Source organism: Paraflavisolibacter caeni (assembly GCF_025628885.1).
Lineage (GTDB): Bacteria > Bacteroidota > Bacteroidia > Chitinophagales > Chitinophagaceae > Flavisolibacter > Flavisolibacter caeni.
In genome coordinates, this window is record NZ_JAOTIF010000005.1 from 241,480 (window position 1) to 261,572 (window position 20,093).

The following is a 20,093-nucleotide window of genomic DNA, read 5'->3' on the forward strand; positions in this document are numbered from 1 at the left end:
CAGTTTGCATTCAGCAGTATCCTAATAGCGAATAGTAAAGCAGAGGTTTTTTTACGGGATATAAATAGTATTTTCGACACCACACTCTTAATTATGCAATCAAGTACCTTAGATAATAAACCATCTTCTACCCTTGAGTTTTTATCTGGCGGTGGCGAAATGGGTGAGCGAATCAGAAATTTCGATTGGTCAACAACACCTTTAGGTGCTTTTGAAAACTGGCCACAAAGTCTGCGTACCTGTATCCGCATCATGCTCACCTCCAGGCAGCCCATCTGGATCGGATGGGGGAAAGAACTCATCAAATTCTATAATGACCCTTACCAGGCTATTGTCGGGGGCAAGCATCCATGGGCACTAGGCAAGCCGGCATCTGCGGTGTGGAAAGAAATCTGGAAGAACATAGAGCCCATGCTCAGGCAGGTGATGGAAAAAGATGAAGGTACCTATGTTGAGTCACAACTACTCATCATGGAGCGTAATGGCTACCCGGAAGAGACATACTATACATTTTCCTATACACCTATTCCTGGCGACGATGGAAAAACCGAAGGGATGTTTTGTGCCAATACTGATGATACTGATAAAATCATCAGCGAACGGCAACTCAAAACACTAACGCAACTGGGTAAACGACTTGCCAATTGCCATTGCAACCAAGAGGTGATTGAAAACACCATAGATACTTTGCAGGAGAACCCGCAGGATTTTCCATTTGCCTTGTTCCATACCATCAAAGATGGTAAGGCCATCCTGGAACGTTTCACTACCATAGGTAATCACCAAAATGTATTTTTAAAAGAAACGCTCTTAGACTCTGATGATCCTATTGCCATAGCAATCAACCGGGCTTTAACTACCAGGGAGTTACATGTATTTGAATACCCGGAAAAAATATTGAAGCATCTTCCTACTGGTGCATGGCAAGTACCCCCCAAACATGGCATTGTCATACCCATTATCCAAACCGGGAAGAATGTCCCTTATGGCATCCTCGTTGTGGGCATCAATCCATACCGGTTACTGGAAGAAAAATACACCAGCCTTTTTTCTTTAGTAGGTGACCAGGTGGCGACTGCATTTGCTGATGTGCACGTATTGGAAGAAGAGCGCAAGCGTGCGGAAGCCCTGGCCGAGATCGATAAAGCTAAAACCACGTTCTTTTCCAACATCAGCCATGAATTCAGAACACCTTTAACCTTATTGCTGGGTCCCATTGAAGAAGCGCTTAATGATCTTAATACAATTGAAGAAAACAAAAGGCGTATGGACATTGCCTACCGCAATGCCCTGCGCATGCAGCGACTGGTCAATACCCTGCTAGAGTTTTCCCGTATTGAAGCAGGAAGAATTGAAGGGTGGTTTACCAAAGTAGACATTTGTTCCTTAACGCAGGAACTTGCCAGTACCTTCCGGTCGGCTATTGAAAAAGCAGGTTTGCAGCTTCAATTTCATTGTGAGGACATCAAGTCGGAAGTATATGTTGACGTGGACATGTGGGAGAAAATTGTACTCAATCTTATTTCCAATGCCTTCAAGTACAGTAAAGAAGGATCGATCACTGTATCTGTAAAGGAAGAAAGTAGCATGGTGCAGTTTTCAGTTGCAGATACGGGCGTTGGCATTCCACACGACCACCTGGAAAAGATCTTTGACCGTTTTCACCGCATAGAAAACATACAAGGAAGAAGCCAGGAAGGATCCGGAATCGGGCTAGCGATGGTTAAAGAGCTGGTACGGTTGCACCAAGGTTCTATTGAAGTGGAAAGCCAAGTTGGAAGAGGTTCAACTTTCACGGTTTCTATCCCGGTTGGGAAAGATCACCTGCCTGAAAATAAAATAGTAACAGATTCCTCTATATCAGTAACCGCCCGTCATGCGGATGCTTATGTGCAAGAAGCCATGAAGTGGATTCCCTCACCGGAAGAAGACGAACAAGAAGAAAGTGTAGCAGATGCTTCAAAGGAGCCTACTCCGCTCAACACCCCTACTGACAAGAAGTATAAAGTACTGGTTGTGGATGATAACAGCGATATGAGGGAATATGTGGAGCGGTTGCTGTCCGTCCAGTTTGAGGTAATAACGGCAGCAGATGGAGCAGATGCCTACCGAAAAGTCCTGCATTTCAACCCGGATCTTTTGCTTTCTGATGTGATGATGCCAAAGCTGGATGGATTTGGCTTGTTAGAAAAAGTGCGCCAACACCCCGACAGGAAAATGCTGCCGGTCATTTTATTGTCCGCAAGAGCCGGTGAAGAAGCCAAGGTGGAAGGGTTAGAGGCGGGGGCCGATGATTACCTGATAAAGCCATTTTCGGCCAAAGAACTGATTGCCAGGGTAGATGCCAATATTAAAATTTCCAAGAGCCGGATTGCCGCTGCCAAAAACCTGCAAAACATCATTCGCCATTCCCCGGTAGCTACAGCGCTTTTGCAAGGCCCTTCTTGCATTATTGAAATAGCCAACGAAATGGCACTGGAGATCTGGGGTAGAACCAATGAAGAGGTTATAGGTAAGCCCCTTATGCAGGCTCTACCAGAAATAGAGGCACAAGGTTTTGGTAAATTACTAGCAGAGGTTTATACAACAGGCAAAACATTCAGGGCCAATGAGACGACAGTGGAACTGATCCGCTTCGGACAGCCGCAGACAGTGTACGTAAACTTTATTTTTGAACCCTTGCGCAATGACGACAGTGAGATCACTTCCATTATCGCAGTAGGTATCGATGTTACCGAGCAGGTCATCAGCCGGAGAATAACAGAACAAAGTGAAAAAGAACTCAACGAGCTGGCAAATGCCGTTCCCCAGTTGGTATGGGCGGCCAACCAAGCCGGCCAAATTACCTATTTTAATGACCGGGTAGCTGAATATGGCGGGGCAAATAAAAACGAAGACGGCACCTGGACATGGGAAGGACTTGTTCACCCTGATGATTTAATTGCTACAGCAAATACATGGAAGCAGGCGTTGGAACAAGGTACTGCATATCAGGCGGAGCAACGGATCCAAATGAAGGATGGAACTTTCCGGTGGCATTTGAGCCGTGCTTTCCCCTTTAAAGACAAATACGGAAACATTCTTAAATGGTTTGGCAGTGCAACAGATATTCACGTGTCCAAGGAACATTCCACCATACTGGAAGAGGAAGTTAGAAAGCGGACTGCAGAATTGCATGAACTGAACCATTCTTTACAACGCTCCAACGATGAATTGCAGCAATTTGCGCACGTAACCAGCCATGATTTAAAAGAGCCACTGCGCAAGATCAAAACCTTTAATAGCCGCCTGGCTGAAGATCCAGATAATACTTTAACAGAAAAGTCGAGGAAATTCATTCAAAAAATTGACTCTGCTTCTGACAGGATGTTTGCCATGATCGAGGGCGTTTTAAACTATTCGGTTCTCAATGCCAGCGAACAAAAGATTGAAGCGGTTCAGCTTGATGGCATTCTCCAAAATATTGAGTCTGATCTGGAGTTGCTGATCACGCAGAAACAGGCAGTTCTTCATTATACGGGTCTCCCCATCATAGAAGGATCAGCCGTGTTGTTGTATCAGTTGTTTTATAACCTGATCAATAATTCATTGAAATTTTCCAAGCCTGATGTACCTCCTGTGATCCATATTTTTGTCGATTGGGGTTCTCACCATGAAAGTGGATGGGCAGTTATTAAGGTGCAGGATAATGGAATCGGCTTTAACCAGCGTTATGCCGAAAGAATATTTGAAAGTTTTACACGTCTTAACTCAAAGGACCAGTTTGAAGGTACAGGTTTAGGATTATCTTTATGTAAAAGGATTGTAGAACGACATGGTGGTTCCATAGAAGCCACCGGCAAACTGGGTGAAGGAGCGATCTTTACCATTCGTCTCCCGATCATCCAAAACCGAACAAGCATTTAAACTATGAAGAGAGTTGTTTTAATAGATGATGACAGGGATGATGCAGAGGTATTTCAAGAAGCATTGGAAGAGGTAGGCAATCATTTTGTTTTTCAATACTTTGAAAATGGAGAAAGTGCTTTAGCCGAATGGTCAAAGGAAGAAAAGCTTTTGCCAGATATTATTTTCCTTGATCTTAACCTGCCCCAAATCAGTGGCTGGGAAATTCTACAGCATGTAAGGCAGACCCATGACCTGGCTTCCATCCCGGTGGTCATGTATACCACATCGTCCCTGAAAAGTGAGTTGGAAATGTCACTTGACCAAGGTGCCAATTTCTTTATTACCAAGCCAACCAATTACAATGAGCTCAAACGTTTGCTCGCAGAAGTGCTCGGTAAAGTATTGATGTAGTAAAAAAAGCACCTCATTTCTGAAGTGCTCTATTCTTAGATGTCTTTATAAAGACGTTGGCTTAATACCTGTTCTTATTAAAACCGCCACCTTTGTAACCACCACCGTTATTGCTACGGAAAGGATTGTTACTACGAGCAGGCCTGTCTTCTTTAGGTTTAGCTTCCATTACTTTAATGGTTCTGCCATCAACAGTTGCGCTATCCAGTTCAGCAATTGCTTTTTTAGCAGCTGCATCATCAGACATCTCCACAAATCCAAAACCTCTGGATCTTCCTGTTTCCCTGTCACTGATCACTTTAGCTGATGCTACTTCTCCATAAGGAGTAAAAAATTCTCTTAAGTCTTCATCCTGTACGTTGAAGCTTAAGTTTGATACATAAATGTTCATGCTTGATTATTGATAATTTTTTTAACAGATCTGAGAAAGGCAAGGAGTAAGAAACTAACTAAGATGCAGGTGAAGCAGAATAATTAACGATTACTAATGCAAAGCTCAAATTAACGTGGCGAAGATAGCATTTAATTTGAATTCATCTGCCAATTATTTCATAAGAAATCCTTATTTTATCAATTTGAATGCACCAGACCAGGCAATCAGTCCCCAATTATCCCTCAGAACATTATTTTTCCAGCTTTAATTGTTCAAAAAACACATCTTCAGCAGCTTCCCTTATTTCTCCTGGTTTCAGATCACCCAACGACAGGTCTTCAATCGATACGCGGATCAGGCGCATACAACGATGCCTTACAGCCGCTACCATCTTACGAACCTGGCGATACCTGCCCTCGGTAAGTGTTATCAACAGCCAGGTGCTTGTAATATAAGCTGGAAAGTTACGGGGAGAAGGAAAAATATCCCCCGGCGGCTCCACGATCTGAACCTCGCAGGGAGGTGTTGTGTATTCACCTCCTCCTTTTATCCTGATCGTTACACCCGTGCGTAACTGATGCAGGGCTTCCGCATCCATCTTATGTCTCACCTGGACCAAATAGGTGCGCTTGTGGGGCACCTCACTCTGAAACAGAAGGGCTGTTACCTTTTTGTTCGTCGTCAACAGTAACAAACCTTCAGAATGTTTATCCAGCCTGCCAATAGCATGAGTACCTTCAGGAAAATCAAAGGCAAGATCACCTAATAAATCACCCGGATAGGGACTAATGAACTGTGATTCCATACCATAAGGTTTGTTCACAATAAAATAGCGGAGTGGACCTGGATTCATGAAAACAAGATAGGGCAATTTGCCTGAATAACCACTCATTTACCAGTCGTTGCACAATAGCATCATCTTCACCTCTCTCCAACGCACCTGTTATTCAGATTTATTAGTCCGGCATTTATATGGGAGCCGCCAATGTCTCGGACTTCTTCATTAGACTGGCAATCGAGTCTTAATAGGATTAGAATAGGAAGCAGGAAAGGGTACCCCCTCTCCTGTTTCTTTGATTGAGGCACATTAACCCCAGACTTCAATATTATTGTTTTATCACTTTTTCTCCTGTCATGTATTCCCCATTTTTCACCTGGACGTAATAAATGCCTGCAGATAATCCTTTAATTGAAATAACCTGGGTGTTACTTGTCAGGCGTCGCTTTATCACAAGTGCACCACTTGCATTATACACCTGGATGATAGCACCTACTTCCAACTTGTTGACTCGTATGTTCAGGTTGTCTGTTGCCGGATTGGGATAAAGCGTCACCTTGTTAGTAGCGATGTCCTCTGGAGCCATATCCACTTTCAGGCTGATTGAAGAAGCAGAAGCACAACTACCCAATTTGCAGCCATGCTCCAGATGATCCTGAACATCTGAAGATGCAACACAGATGGTTTTTCCATTATGACAGATCATGACCTTGTCACTGTTCCTGCCACAGGTTACATCCAGGATGTTGATCGAAATAGAAGCAGTGGCTGTGCACCCCTTAATATCCACAATGTTTACTTTATAAGTCCCTGCTTTGCTTACTGGTATAGACTGACTCGTTTCTCCAGTGGTCCATTGATACGTATATGGAACTGTGCCTCCGGATGGTTTTGCAGTAACGGTAAGGGAAGAGGGACCATAGCCAATATACAATGTATTTTTTTCATCAACAGACGAATTCATAGCATAGACATCCGGAATGGCTACTGTTAATTGAACAGGATTAGCATCATCACAATCTGTATTTAGAATAGAATAACCTACAGGAGCTACTGGTTCCGCTAACAACTTTGGCTCCTTGCCAAGACCGTCACCATCTGCATCTACATAATACAGTTTGTATACGGTTAATGTTTGTGTCTTTGGTGTTGCAGGAGCAAAGGTATCATCACCTTCCTGCATCGCAGTAATCATAGCAGTACCAGCTTCTATAATATGAACTTTACCATTAACAATTGTTGCTACATTTTGATTTGAACTGATATAGGTTATTGGTAATTGTGATGAGGCTGTCGCCTGAGGATCAAAATCACTATCACCTGCAATTTTATCAGCTATGGCATTAAAGGTTATGATTTGATCATGTTTCAAGATTGTTAAAGCAACATCATTTCCTGTTCCTCCTTTATATGTAATTGTAAAAGAATTCACTCCTAATGAAATAACACTTCCTTCTTCAAGACCTTGAAAAGTACCACTTACTGGTTTGTTACCGGAGTTGTCGATGATCAAATGGCTCTCAGCACTCAGTAAGGAATTATTACCCAGATCTGTAAGAGAAAGCTTCGCGTTATTCAGGGTAACACCATTTGCAACGATTTTGTCAAAAGCTTTTAGATCACTGTTCAATTCAAGGGCATAAGTTGCATCGGAATTTAAAAATATAGAGCCTGTGGTGGTAAATGTACCTACAGAATTACCGGGAGCAATTGCTGCTCCTGTGCCAGAACCTGTACCAACAGTTATAGCGGCAGAACTGCTGCCTGAGCCACTAAAAATACCGGCATTCACCAACAGGGCACTGCGAGTGGAACCGTTCACGATAAGCGTTCCTCCATTTACATTCGTTACTCCTTGATACAGGTTGTTGCCGCTTAATATAAGCTTGCCTTTATTGACAGTTACGGCACTTGAATTAGGACCGGTAATGGTTGAAGTAACACCGGAACCACTAATAAAATTACCATTGCAAATAGGGCCTGAAATCACCTGGGTCCCTGTTCCAATTTTAATCAGGTCAACCCTGCCCAGATCTACAAAAAAGCTATGATTTGAAGTATCCAGTGGGCCGCGGCCAATAGTTCCGGCAAAATTCCCATCCTGGTCATCAGCTCCAATCACCAAAGTAGCGGGTCTTGCTGTCATGCTTGTTTTCGAAATGATATAAGCATCATCAGTTCCGTCTAAAGCACCAATGGTTTGTTTCACTGCTGCATTACCGGAACCTGTAAAAATCAGGACGGCCGTACCTTCTGAACCAAGGATCAAACGTTGCTTCTTCGGCAATAACACATCGTCTGCATCGGATGTATTGCCTGTTGTATTGTGTAGTTCAATATTGCCTTGTGCCACATTCAAAGGTCCGCTAAATTCGTCCCAATTCATGGCTGCCTGAATGCGTAAGCCTGCAAATGACCCTGAATTCCCATATATTGGCGTTTTCACCTTAAGCCCCTGTATTCCAGCTACTTTTAGAGGAATCCTTGAATTGTTGTTGGCACTTCCCATGAAAAGCTTACGGGCTCCACTATTGATCAATGTCATATCAATGGAAGGCATTCCCGAAAGTGTAGCAAAAGTTAATTTACCATCGTTTAATCCGCTTGCCAGTGTCAATTCCGATGTTCCACCTGCCGCATAACTTAATGTTCCGATCGTGATGTTATCTTCAAGCGTTACGCCTGGAATATTCGCAAAGGAGATACCACCAAATGTAGCAGTTGCATTATTACCACTTGGCAGCACACCCCCACTCCAGTTGGTTGGAACAAGCCATTTTTGAAAACGTTGTGCCGACCCGTTCGTAATTGTATTTGTAGCATTGATTGCAGTACCACCGGGCTTCAAGGCCAGCTGGAAAGTATTTTCAGAAGCAGCTACTACAGTATAAACAGTATTGGCAGTAAATCCGCCTGGTACAGTACCTGTTAATTTCACATGTTCACCCGCTACCAGAGTTTGGCCTGGCCATAATAAATCAGGACTGCCACCGGTAGAAGATATTGTACTGGTAGTAATTCCTGATGGTATACGCTCTCCCGTGCCGTTTGCTATGGTGGTGGTAGGTGTAATGGGACTACCACCTGCAGTAGCGGAAAGTCTAAAGGTGCTCCCACTTGCAAACACAACATAATATGTGGTATTGGGTGTAAAACCGCCTGGAACTATATTGGTTAATTTAATTAGATTACCAATTGCAAAAGTCTGTCCCAGCCAGGTCAGTGTCGGGTTGCCACTGGTAGAGGTTATAGCTGTAGTTATCGTTCCATTTGCATTGCTCCAAGTTCCGTCATTTGTACCGGGAACTTTGTTTACCGTTAAAATTTGCTGCGCAACGGGTGCTGCATAATATGTGTCATTCCCTATTTGTTGCGCATAAATAACAGTTGTCCCTGGTTTTAAAATATGAATGGTACCATCAGCATTTACTGAAGCCACATTAGGATCTAGAACAGAATAAAAAACCGGTAGGCCCGAAGAGGCTGTAGCTCCCGGATCAAAATCAGGCGCATTATACTCTTTGGTACTTATTGCAGGAAAGGCGATTGTTTGGTTACCAGGTTTTGCAGACTCACCCAGTGAAAAAGTTAACGATCCATAACCTAGCTGATCGTACCCGCCACTATTGGGACCATAGTTACCACCTCCACCTTCAGGTCGCACCCGTTGTGCGTACAGGCTGATATAAGGAGCATTTAAACCTTTTCTATTTACATAATGGTTATAAACTATTTCCCATGCCGGACGAACATTACCTCGACCATCAGGAGATACCACTGTCTGAATAACACCAATACAGTTGGAATAAGTAGTAAAAGGTACGTCGTATCCAAGATTATACCTCGCAATATATTCATACGCCTTCAGCAAACGGTTGTTGTCATACCCATAGAAATCATCACCTTGATTCCAGGCCATTTCACAAAAGGACGCGGACAGTGCTACGCAAAGCATGGCATGTCCCTGGTCACGACCGCTTTCCTGAAATTGCCCGAGTTCCCCATACAGATATGGCACCATGTTTTTTATAGATCCGTTACCAGCTCCATTTTTAAAATAATCTACTGCTTCGTTATAGATGTCCCTCCTATCGCATAGCACACCTATGCTGATCATTGAGGACATATTGGCAAGATCCCAGTTCGCATAGTAATTGCTGATGCAAGCTCCATTATGGGTTTCAAGGAAGTTTTTATTCATAGGGTAAAAAACTGTCAACATCATATTTTTAAAGCGATCAAAGTCTGCAGGTACCCATCCACTATATGTCCGCATGATCTCTGCTGCATTAGCAAACTGATAGCCATAAATTCCAGCTGCCAGAAATTTATCAGAAGTTCCGCTGATGGCTGTTAATGATGCAGACCAAGCATTCATAATTGAAATAGATTTTTCTGCATAAGCTTCATCCCCTGAAATTTTCCAACGCAGCGCTGTTGCATATGCTGAAGCAACGTCCCTGAAAAGCGATGCATAATTTTCTGGGTTCGTCCCGTCAAATCCTCTATAAATAACACTTGGAACAGGGTTAGCATAGGCGCGGGTAAGAGAAGAATGTGAATTGGCAACCAGGATATCGTAACTCGATTTCCATGGTTCCTCACCTGCGGCAACCTTTTCTTTCATACGATCCAGGTCCGATTGTTTGTGGAGTAAGCCGGGATGGACAAAAGATTGAGCTGTTACGGTTTGTCCTGCAAAAAAGACAAAACATAACAATAGCAATAAGAAGTTACCGATATTTTTTTTCCTCCTACCAGTAAATGATTTCTGCTGTCTAAAGCATTTACTGTGAACAAAGAGCGCCCACGAAAGCGGCAAGGTCGTTTTTACGTTCATGTTAATTTTATTGGGGGTTATTGAAGAACATTTTTATACCAGTGTAAGGCTTGAAAAAAAAGGATTGCAACAAATATGTTTAGAAGTGGAGGTTCTACATAACAATCCAACCTTAGAGTCTATCCATTTGTCAGGATTTGCCACAAAGGATTGACCTATTTATTTGAAGGTTTGCCCATCTTTGCTATAGGTAAAGCGGCAGAGTCATCGGGGTCAGAAGAACAATTTACTCCGCTGCTTGTACTCTTACACGATCAAACATGATAGTTGTTGAATTGGGCATACCTGAAGCAACCAAAAGGCCGACAAACAGTGTTTTCTTTACAGGCACGACAACGCTTCCCAGCTCTGTCCAACTTTTACCATCAATTGAAGAAAAGCCTGTGAAGGTGTCGCCTTTTCTTTGTAAACGCAGCCAGCAATAGCCTGTAAACCTCCCATAAGTTACTGAGGGCTCAGAAAGGCCAGTACCAGAACTTTTTACTGCCGTTTGTTCGCGAGCCTTTCCACGGGCCAAAAGCCTTACATGCCATTTGGGCGCTTCAGTTTGCCCTGTCTTTCCAGGATATAGTAACAGCGATACATGGGGCGCATCTGCAGTAAGTCTTTCGCGCATCATAACACCCATCCTTGAGAATTGAGAGCTTGGTTGCGGTACGAATCTGACCGTTATTTCACCACTTCCAGTCACGGGCTTATAAGCATAATGAAACGCATCAATGCTGCTATCAATGCCCATACCGCTACCTTCGATTGTAAAAAGTTGCCCATCATATTTGGTAAAGCCAGGAACATTTACAATTCCTATGTCCTGTTGCTTCCATAAATTGGGCAAACCGGCAGCAATACCCGTTTCCATAGCATTTTTACTTTCACCATTTGCATTGGATGCGGAGACTGTATAATAGTAAAGCATCCCTGCTTTTACATCTTTATCCGTGTATTTTGCTGCTTCCACATTCTTTGCAATGACTGTATATGGACCACTGCTTTTGGCAGCCCTTTTCACTGTGTAACTTGTTGCCCCTATTGAAGCAATCCAAGTCAGGGTGTTTTCTTTAGAAGATCCCACAGCAATCAAACCACCAGGTGCAGCAGGCACCATAGCAGGTAATGCACCAGTTCTTTCAGTAGGTATTGTAAAAAACAAGGTTCCATAGCCCGGATGGTCAGCGCCTGGTTTTCCAGGTCCTTCTGGACGGATTTTCTCCGCAGCCTGCCTGGTGAAAGGAGCCTGTATCCCTATACGGTTTACATAGTGATTGAATACCTGTTCGTATACTGCACGCAAAGGGCCGCGGTCCTGGCGGGCAATATTTATATGGAAGTATTTACCTGTTCTGTCCAGGGATTCTGTAAAAGGCACTTCATCACCCAGGTTGAATTTGGCTACGTATTCGAAACCTTTCAACAGACGATTGTTGTGGTACGCATACAAGTCTAATCCCTGCTTCCAAGCGATCTCTGAACATTCTGCCAGCATGCCGATCCCCAGTTGCGTATGCCCCTGGTCACGACCGCTTTCCTGTATTTGTCCCTCATCGTTGATGATGTAATGGGTCAGGCTGCCATTTCCATGTCCTGCAACATAGTAGCGCAGCGCCTTCTCAAATAATTGACGGTCGTTACAGAACACACCAATGGCCATGACGGTTTTCATAGCAGCCGCATCCCAGTTGCCATTGGCAAAAGGGGCAAAATCCTTGATCACCGGATAAATCACCTCCCTGAAATGCTTTTCACTTTGTTGGATGTCGGTTTCAGCCCAACCTGAGTTTGTATAGCGGAGGATCTCAGCCGCATTGACCATTTTAAAAGGACCAAGGCCCGCCATCAGTACAGCATCACGGCCGGTAATGGATTTTAAAGTTTTGGACCAGGCATTGACGATTTCAATGGCTTTATCCGCATATCGCCTGTCACCGGTGATTGCCCACATCACTGCGTTTTGATGGGCGGCATTGGCGTCACTGTCATATGTTCCCTGCCCGACGGTGGGATTGCGGCCCACTATTTCCAAGGGCCCCTGCATTTGATAAGTGTATTGCGATGCTGGATTTTGAATAAATACCTGATAACCTGAAAAAACAGGTTCTTCCCTGTTAGCTACGGCTTTCCGCATCCGTTCCAGGTCTTCACGGCTGTGCAAGATACCAGGGTGTGCGAAAGACTGGGCGCCAGCTCTGCTCACACCATTCTCCTTTCCATTGGTAAATACGACCCCTTGCGTGAATGCCCCGATTTTTATATTAGCTTCATCTTCATCCTTTACCAGTTTGCCGTTGATGCTCAGTTCTTCAATGGTGATATTTTGAATGCCATGCCCTGCATCTAAACCTTGAATGAGAGAAGGGTTCAGGTTTATCCCTTTATAGTTGATATTCCTGAAGGTGATGTTCCTAATGCCTCTGCCCGGACCAGTATTGTACTTGGCATTGTTCACTACGCGCAGGTTTAGGAGTTGTCCTTCCTGGAAATCTTCAATACGGATATCTTCAAAAGAGATGTTCTGCACCAGGTTCAGGTCGCCATCACTAATTGCCATGCAGCCCTGGTAATCCGGATCATCTTCATCCTGCTCCAGGATGTCAATATTTTTGAATGAAAGGTTTTCAATGACTTCTCCTTCCTTTTCAGTATTGCCGTGAAGTCCAATGTTGATGGGATGGGCAATGTCGGCCCAAAGCGTAGAATTGGTGACACTATAGTTACGGACATCGCCATAATAATCCCAGCGGTGACCATAAATGGCAATACAATCATCTGAGTTGCGCATGAACACATCATCAATGGTCACATCGCTACAACTCATCAGGTCTATGCCATCACTCCAGCCATTAGAACTGAATGATTTGATGTTGCGGATGGTCAGTTTGTTAGCCCCTCCGCCATAAACAGTGTAGTGCTTTGGATTCACTATAATGATCCCTTCAATCGAAACATTGGTGGAATGCCTAACCTCCACACCTCTTTGTGGTTGCAACAAGATGCCCCTTCCCATTATTTTAACATTGCTTACCCTGTCGCATACCAATTTGGCTTTAACTACAGCCCCACCAGCAATATACACGGTCTTACCGCTTGGAATGTTGATTTCATCACCCGGTAAGTCTTTGGGCTGATGGACACCGGGACCAAAGTAGATGACATTGGTATCCTTAGGGTTTGGTTTTTCCTTTTCCATTGCATTACCAAAAACATGCAGGTTGTGCAGCTTATCCCCGTTGAATTCTACAGATACTTTGGAAGGCTTTGCCAAAGTGAAAAAAACTGTATTTCCCTGCACTGCAGGATGAATTCCATATGAGCTTGGACGCACCTCCACTGATTGTACACTGCCATTGTTTTTACGCACGGCTACCTCCACAGCACCCAAGTGATCGAAGTAAACCATGGAAGCATCCTGTGGTTTGTCCAGATCTACCTGGACGTTGTATTCAAAAAGGTCCTGCCACTCCCCACCCGGTTTGCGCACTTTTACTGTGTAATCATCATTGTGCTGCAAATAAACTACACCCTGGGGGGCAGGATATGTCACCAGTTCCTGGGCTTGAACACTTCCTACACAAATGATGTAAAAGCATAAAAGAAAAAATTGTTTTTTCATTGATGGCTGTGTATTCAGGTTACGCTATTAACTACTTTATTGATGTTTTACTTTATCTTTTGACGAGCCAGGGTTTATGTTCCAATACACCACATAACGCTCCCGGTGAATATCATAGAGCGGTTTCAACAGCACACCTTCTTTTGCGGTTTTAAACGTCAGTTTTTCCCCGGCAACAGGTTTTATGGAAGCATCAGGTTTCTCAACATCTATATCCAACACATTGCTGATACCTTGAGGTACATTGTAATTGTACGTGTAGTAATCGTTGTATAACTCAGGGTTTGAATAAGGTGCAGGTATCGTCATTCCTTCTGTGCCCATAACACCAGCCAATACAATGGGTCCATAGGCAAAGGCAACTGTGCCGGGATTATCATTGGCAGGTATTGACCTAAGGGTCATGGGAAAATGAACAGCTACACGATCCCCCTTGTTCCACTTTCGGTTGATAGATATATAACTTCCAGGCTTTCCTTTAACGGGTATTTTTTTACCATTTACAGTAACAGAAGCTCCTGCAACTGCCCATGATGGATAACGTATGTGCAATGCAGCAGGTACACCAGGTGCTGCTTCTATAGTTAACAACGTAGTCCCCTCTTCAGGAAAACTGGATTCCAGGCGGACCTTCATGCCTTTTTCCTTCCAAGTAAGTTCAGAGGGAATAAAGAGATTCACATACAGGCCGTCCTGATCATGATAATAAATGGCTTCACCATACTTAGCCTGGTTCTCAAAACCACTACCAACACAACACCAGAAAGAATGCTCCGGAGTACTATATACTTTATGCGCTCCAGGCAACATGGGCAGGAAGTAAGCAATCATCCCGGTTGCAGGATCCTGTTGACCCAGGATGTGGTTATACAATGCTTTTTCATAATAATCCGCATACTTTGATTCGGCAGTGTGTGTGAATAAATGCCGGGTAAGCTTGAGCATATTATACACATTGCACGACTCACCTGTGTAACCGGTAAGGTGCTCAGACTGATGATCTGGTTTAAAGAATTTTTCCTGATCACTGTTGCTGCCTGTAGCAAATGAATGATGATCGATCACAGTCTGCCAGAAAAAGTCAGCTACCTTATGGCCGTCGCCCTTACCTTCCAATTCATAATCACGTGTCAATCCCAATAATTTAGGAATGTAGGTATTGGCATGTTTCTTTTCGAGTATGTCTTTTTCCTCCTTTAAAGGGTCCAGCATTTCATTATGGTAAAAGAATTCAGCCAGCCACTGATACTCTTTATTACCAGTAATAGCATACAGGTTATAAAACGATTCATTGATCCCGCCAAACTCGTTGCGCAGCATAATGGTGCGTTGTTTAGGAGTTACTGGCTTTAGCTTTTGATAAGCCCATGAACCCATCCTGGAAGCTACATCTAACGCCTGCTTGTTTTCGCAGTATAGATATTGATCGATCAGTCCGGATAAGATCTTGTGCAAGGTATACCAGGGTGCCCATACCCTTTGTCCACGCATATTTCGGTTAATCAACTCCTGCGGAAAAGCGCTCAGGTAACCATCCTGGTTTAAAGCTATCTGCACTTCTGAAAGTCCCCTCACCAGGCTGTCTCCTTTGATCTTGTATTGTCCATCTCCTGTTGATGCGTACATCAAAGCTAATCCCGAAAGAATATGACCAGCTGAGTGCCCACGCACCTCACAATCCAAAGACTCCCATCCACCCAGCTTATTTACCACATGATAACCGCCCTCATTACCCGCATAAACACCTGCATTCGTACGAAAAGAATGCAGCAATCTATAGGGTTCTATGGATTGTAACCATTTTTGTTCCCGTTCCATATTCTCCTTGAAACGGCTGTCCAACAGGCGCACATCCTGCAAGTCAAATGCATAAACTGCAGGCTTTAATTGGTCCGCAATGGCGAACTTGCCTTTATGCTGTCCTGGATAATGGGACTGAGCCTTACCACAAAAGAAGCACAGGATCATCAACCCTAATAATGTTTGTCTTTTCATGCTATTTCGTTAAAAAAAAACTTTGAATGACCGGCTGTGCACTTTGAACCTTAGGTTCCATCGAACGTCCATATTGCCATGCAACAACCGTTACCTTAACCGGGAACTTGGACCGGGGAGGAATTTTTGTGAACTTCAATATGTTACCTTCTATCTCGGCTGGTCCTTCCTGTACATAGTAATAAACCTGCATGCCGGAATTGGAGGTTGCTCCAAGTGTCAGCGTCTTGACACTTTCTTTTTGATCGCCCAGTGCCGGGAACGTAATCTTCTGTTCCGCGCCTTCCGTATTTTTTAGCGGGAATCTTATATCGGCTTGCTGTACCACGCTCTTATATTTTTGATCACCGGGATGACTGGCCAACAGCCAAATATCATTTGAACGTCGAGGATTGTTCATACCCATGCGATAGAACTGCAGGCGGAAAGTGTTCGTACCAGTTTGCACCACAGGCCCGCAGATCCTTGAAATGACGGGATCACCGCCAGCATGGCCAGTCGTACACACCAAGGGCTTTTCTGCATTACGAAAAATAGTATCACTAAAAACAGGTGTGATCTTGAAACTGATACCATCATCCATAGGCATGAATTGTGGCCTGTATTGCGGGTGCCCACCCGTATATGGCACCAACTTTCTTTCTTGCGCAAAGCGCAGGTATTGCGGCCGTTTACCCCTAGATACTGCATAATATTGCTCTGTTGCTCTTGCTATTTCTTGATCGAAATACCAGAACGCTTCTGCTCGATCACCTTTATAGTCTGTATAAGTTGCAGCACTGGCTTTAAGCGGTTCGTCTTTACGCCATTTGTCCAAAAGCCAACCTTTCTTTGGATCTACAGGCTTTAGTGAAGCCGGCTTGTCTAAAGATATTGTAGCTGGTAACCGGTACTTTGCTGCCTTTTGAATGAACAGGGCGAGATACTTTATTAAAGCATCTGAGTAATCAAAATGTCCATGTCCAGCATCTGCTAAAAGTGAAATAGGCGCATTGGGGTACATGGACCGGAATTTCATCGCTGGCGAAACCCTTTCTTCCATCCATTCATATTCACCGATTACCATCAGTCCGGGTATGCCTTCAATATTGCGATTGCCCCATTCAGGGTTAGGACGCCCGCTGCCTGTCAGGTTGGTAAGCGGTGCATCGCCATGAATAGAAAGAATAGCCAGCGTTCGCGCAGGATTCCAGGTTGCAAAATTCCAGGGAAAGCTGGCTAGCGCCGAATGACCAATCGGTACAACTGGGGCCAATGCTAACTCGGTATAACCCGATTCATTTGCCAGTGATTGCATCATCTCGTTGAATTGTTCACCTGCCTCCCTATTAAAATCAAAGACAACATTGATACCCGGAGAAACCCATACCTCTGCGAAGCCAAGCTCTGTCATCGCTTTCCGAAAATGAGGATGTTCCAAAATGCCTTCTTCAGTCATGTTGTGTTGACCAACCACCACACCACGCACCTGTTTGCAGTCAGGTGGTATCCAAAGGAATGCTCTTGGATGACCATTGGTCTCACTGGATACAACGCTTTTCACTTCAACTGACCATTGCCACTCCGCCGCTCGCACTAGGTGCATTTGCAAGATGAAAATGATAAATGCTATAAAATGTTTTCTTATCAATAAAGTCTTTTCCATATTAGATTCCATTTGATCTTTTTGCTCGTAACAGCGGAATGGAACTATATTGTTTCATCATTCTTTTTACTTTATGCCCAATTCTTTTTGGATTTGCTCCAGTGACTTTCCTTTAGTCTCCGGCATTACCCTCCAGATAAAGATGAAAGAAAGCAGCATCATGCCACTATAGAATATAAAAGAGTAGAAACCACCATTGGAACTGCTTTCAACGATCACCGGGAAGGTCCAGGAAATAATCGCCGCCATGATCCAATGGGTAAAAGATCCTAATGAACCACCCTGGGAGCGAACAGAATTGGGGAAGATCTCGGAAATAAACACCCAAATAACAGCACCTTGTGAAAAGGCAAAAAACGCGATATAGTTTCATAGTGGGCAACATTTTCTGTTTGAATATGCATACGTTAGTGGTTTATATGTTGTTTGTGTTTGGTGAATGGCGAATCGTCAATGGACCAAGGTGTATTTGTCTATTTTATTTCAGGCGTCAGCCAAATAGCTTGCCCTCCTGATGGCAATAGATTTACCGTCAATACTGTTTTACTATCAACTTTCCTTTTCTCTACGCTGACTTTCGTTTTGGTTGCGCCCTTTGGATCATCCGAGTAAATAAAAGCTAGGTACTTCTTTCCTGCACGTAAAAAGTTGAGTGGAACTTTTAAGATTCTGCTTTCGTTGTTGGTGAGCGTTCCAACAAACCACTCATCCCCTTTTCTTCTTGCTGTGGTAATGAATTGTCCCGGCGCTCCTTGCAATACCTTTGTTTCATCCCAGGTAGTTGGAATCTTCTTCCAGAATTCCAATTCTGGTTCTCCTTCATAAGCAGCAGGTTTATCATACCAGAATAGGGTTTGAATGGGGCTATAATAAACAGCTGCCATGGCCAGTTGGTGGGCATGCGTGGTTTTGATCCTTTTGTCAAAATAACAAATGGTGTAATCAGCTGCGCCCGCAATGTAGCGGGTAAAGGGAAGCACGGTATTGTGAGTAGCATCCGGCATTTCCTCGTTGCCACGAATGCCTTCAGCAGTCATCAGGTTCGGCCAGGTGCGTTGTTCTCCCGTCGGACGCCAGTCATCATGGATATTTACCATGATACCATTTTCTGCGGCCTTTTGAATGGCCTGTTCCACCCAGGTGGTCCAGCGGTGGGACCCTACCTGTACAAAGCCAAACTTCACACCAGCCACACCCCACTTTTTATAAGTAGCAAACAATGAATCCAATTGTGCCAGCAATGCCTGCTGGTTGACATAGAGCCACACACCAATGCCTTTCTCTTTTCCATACTGAATTATACGAAGCAAGTCAAAGTTGGGGATAGCAACTTTGGTGGCATCTGAGCTAAAGCTGAAAGCTGGCCCATACCACTTCCAGTCGAATAACACATACTGAAGGCCCTGGGCTACAGCAAAGTCTATGTTGGCCAGAGCATCATCTGTAGTCTGACTCATGACCCGCATGATCTTGCCTGGCTTGACCCAGCTGGTATCTTTGATCTTATTGGGCTCATTCAGATTGAGTACAACATAATTATGCTCAATCAGCTCCCCGGGCTTTTCCGCTACCATGATCAACCGCCAGGGTGTGGCAAAGGGAGAGATCAGGTCAGCAGGATCGTGTATGGAAGTTACTATGGTATTGGGCTTTTCCTTGCTTAATTTAAACTTGGTACGACTGTAATCCACCATCTGGGCTTCTGCCAGGCAGGCAAACAATCCGCTAGGCAGTTGCAGCGTTAATGGACGTTCACTTTCATTAGGCCAGTTACTCAGGGGCAACAATTGATAAGGAGCCTGCGCCCAGGAATGATGCCAGGCCATGGTGCCTTCAGGCAATGTAAATTCAGTGTTTTCTGACACTACACGATAATATGTTCCTTTTTCATTTTCAGGAAAGAAGAAACGCATTGCAGCCCCTTCATTGTATGCCCTTATTTGCACATGAACAGGATAAATAGGATTGTCTTCCTTAACCAGCTCAATGGAAGCAGCATTATAATGATCACGAATGGTCTGACGCTCACCAGCTACCGGTTGCCAGTTAGTATCCTTTGTTTCAGTAGTGATCTTTTTAACAGATAGATTTTCCATCCAGCGGGCATGGGTATCTACCTTCAAAGCCATGGCACTTTCAGAGAGGTGGTTGTCGAGTTGAAGATCTAATGCTGATTCCCTAATGACTGGTTTATTTTTATAGGTAACAGAGTAATAAAGGGTACGCTTTCCCTCCCCTTTACTTTTCTGGTAAAATTCAATGGAGAGATTTTGATCCGGTGACTGAATGGTCGTTTGAGAACCCGGCACTACTTGTTGCGCAGCAACTTGTATGTACATTACAACAGGCATTAGCAGGAAGAAAAGTTTCATATATATTCCAATGGTTTGAATTTTGTTGATAACAGGGACAGAGTAAGCCTCCATTCATCCAGATTTCTATTTACAGCTTTTCATAAAGGCTCTTTCCTTCTTTTAGTTTTTTTGCTCTGAGTAATGCTTCGATATAGTAGTAATCAGCATAAATGATGGAAGCGTCTATTTCACCACCATTGGG

The 20,093-nt window shown here is 43.9% G+C and carries 10 protein-coding genes; 2 read left to right on the top strand and 8 right to left on the bottom strand.

From position 1 onward, the window contains the following. The first annotated feature begins 93 nt into the window (after window positions 1-93). Both OCK74_RS09955 and OCK74_RS09960 read left to right on the top strand, forming a co-directional pair. On the top strand, window positions 94-3,906 hold the full coding sequence (locus OCK74_RS09955) for an ATP-binding protein (protein ID WP_279296880.1): 3,813 nt from the start codon (window positions 94-96) through the stop codon (window positions 3,904-3,906). A gap of 3 nt (window positions 3,907-3,909) precedes the next feature. Next, window positions 3,910-4,299 (top strand): response regulator, encoded by a 390-nt coding sequence (locus OCK74_RS09960; RefSeq protein ID WP_279296881.1) that lies wholly within the window; start codon window positions 3,910-3,912, stop codon window positions 4,297-4,299. Window positions 4,300-4,360: 61 nt separating this feature from the next. Here the strand turns inward: OCK74_RS09960 and OCK74_RS09965 are convergent, their stop codons facing one another. The 8 genes from OCK74_RS09965 to OCK74_RS10000 all read right to left on the bottom strand — a co-directional run bounded on the left by OCK74_RS09965 (window position 4,361) and on the right by OCK74_RS10000 (window position 19,909). After that, window positions 4,361-4,690 carry an RNA recognition motif domain-containing protein gene (locus OCK74_RS09965; protein WP_279296882.1) on the bottom strand — a complete coding sequence of 110 codons (330 nt, stop codon included), beginning with the start codon at window positions 4,688-4,690 and terminating at the stop codon, window positions 4,361-4,363. Window positions 4,691-4,922: 232 nt separating this feature from the next. Continuing rightward, the gene (locus tag OCK74_RS09970) at window positions 4,923-5,564 is read right to left on the bottom strand and encodes a pseudouridine synthase (protein ID WP_341483184.1); all 642 of its coding nucleotides are present in this window, start codon (window positions 5,562-5,564) and stop codon (window positions 4,923-4,925) included. A 214-nt stretch (window positions 5,565-5,778) separates the two neighbouring features. Next, complete coding sequence (locus tag OCK74_RS09975; RefSeq protein WP_279296884.1) at window positions 5,779-10,290, bottom strand: alginate lyase family protein; 4,512 nt, start codon at window positions 10,288-10,290, stop codon at window positions 5,779-5,781. A 226-nt stretch (window positions 10,291-10,516) separates the two neighbouring features. Continuing rightward, complete coding sequence (locus tag OCK74_RS09980; RefSeq protein WP_279296885.1) at window positions 10,517-13,897, bottom strand: alginate lyase family protein; 3,381 nt, start codon at window positions 13,895-13,897, stop codon at window positions 10,517-10,519. A 36-nt stretch (window positions 13,898-13,933) separates the two neighbouring features. Next, window positions 13,934-15,892, bottom strand: a complete 1,959-nt coding sequence (locus OCK74_RS09985) for a glycoside hydrolase family 127 protein (protein WP_279296886.1) — start codon at window positions 15,890-15,892, stop codon at window positions 13,934-13,936. Window position 15,893: 1 nt separating this feature from the next. After that, window positions 15,894-17,537: a hypothetical protein gene (locus OCK74_RS09990; RefSeq protein WP_279296887.1), complete on the bottom strand. Its 1,644-nt coding sequence runs from the start codon at window positions 17,535-17,537 to the stop codon at window positions 15,894-15,896. A gap of 66 nt (window positions 17,538-17,603) precedes the next feature. Beyond that, complete coding sequence (locus OCK74_RS09995) at window positions 17,604-17,900, bottom strand: MFS transporter (RefSeq protein ID WP_279296893.1); 297 nt, start codon at window positions 17,898-17,900, stop codon at window positions 17,604-17,606. A 110-nt stretch (window positions 17,901-18,010) separates the two neighbouring features. Next, window positions 18,011-19,909: a glycoside hydrolase family 97 protein gene (locus OCK74_RS10000; protein ID WP_279296888.1), complete on the bottom strand. Its 1,899-nt coding sequence runs from the start codon at window positions 19,907-19,909 to the stop codon at window positions 18,011-18,013. Window positions 19,910-20,093: the final 184 nt, after the last annotated feature.

What these genes read in the sequence shown, in the direction of transcription:
- OCK74_RS09955 (WP_279296880.1), top strand. Translation starts at nt 94, where the DNA reads ATGCAATCAAGTACCTTAGATAATAAACCATCTTCTACCCTTGAGTTT.
- OCK74_RS09960 (WP_279296881.1), top strand. Translation starts at nt 3,910, where the DNA reads ATGAAGAGAGTTGTTTTAATAGATGATGACAGGGATGATGCAGAGGTA.
- OCK74_RS09965 (WP_279296882.1), bottom strand. Translation starts at nt 4,690, where the DNA reads ATGAACATTTATGTATCAAACTTAAGCTTCAACGTACAGGATGAAGAC.
- OCK74_RS09970 (WP_341483184.1), bottom strand. Translation starts at nt 5,564, where the DNA reads ATGAGTGGTTATTCAGGCAAATTGCCCTATCTTGTTTTCATGAATCCA.
- OCK74_RS09975 (WP_279296884.1), bottom strand. Translation starts at nt 10,290, where the DNA reads ATGAACGTAAAAACGACCTTGCCGCTTTCGTGGGCGCTCTTTGTTCAC.
- OCK74_RS09980 (WP_279296885.1), bottom strand. Translation starts at nt 13,897, where the DNA reads ATGAAAAAACAATTTTTTCTTTTATGCTTTTACATCATTTGTGTAGGA.
- OCK74_RS09985 (WP_279296886.1), bottom strand. Translation starts at nt 15,892, where the DNA reads ATGAAAAGACAAACATTATTAGGGTTGATGATCCTGTGCTTCTTTTGT.
- OCK74_RS09990 (WP_279296887.1), bottom strand. Translation starts at nt 17,537, where the DNA reads ATGGAAAAGACTTTATTGATAAGAAAACATTTTATAGCATTTATCATT.
- OCK74_RS10000 (WP_279296888.1), bottom strand. Translation starts at nt 19,909, where the DNA reads ATGAAACTTTTCTTCCTGCTAATGCCTGTTGTAATGTACATACAAGTT.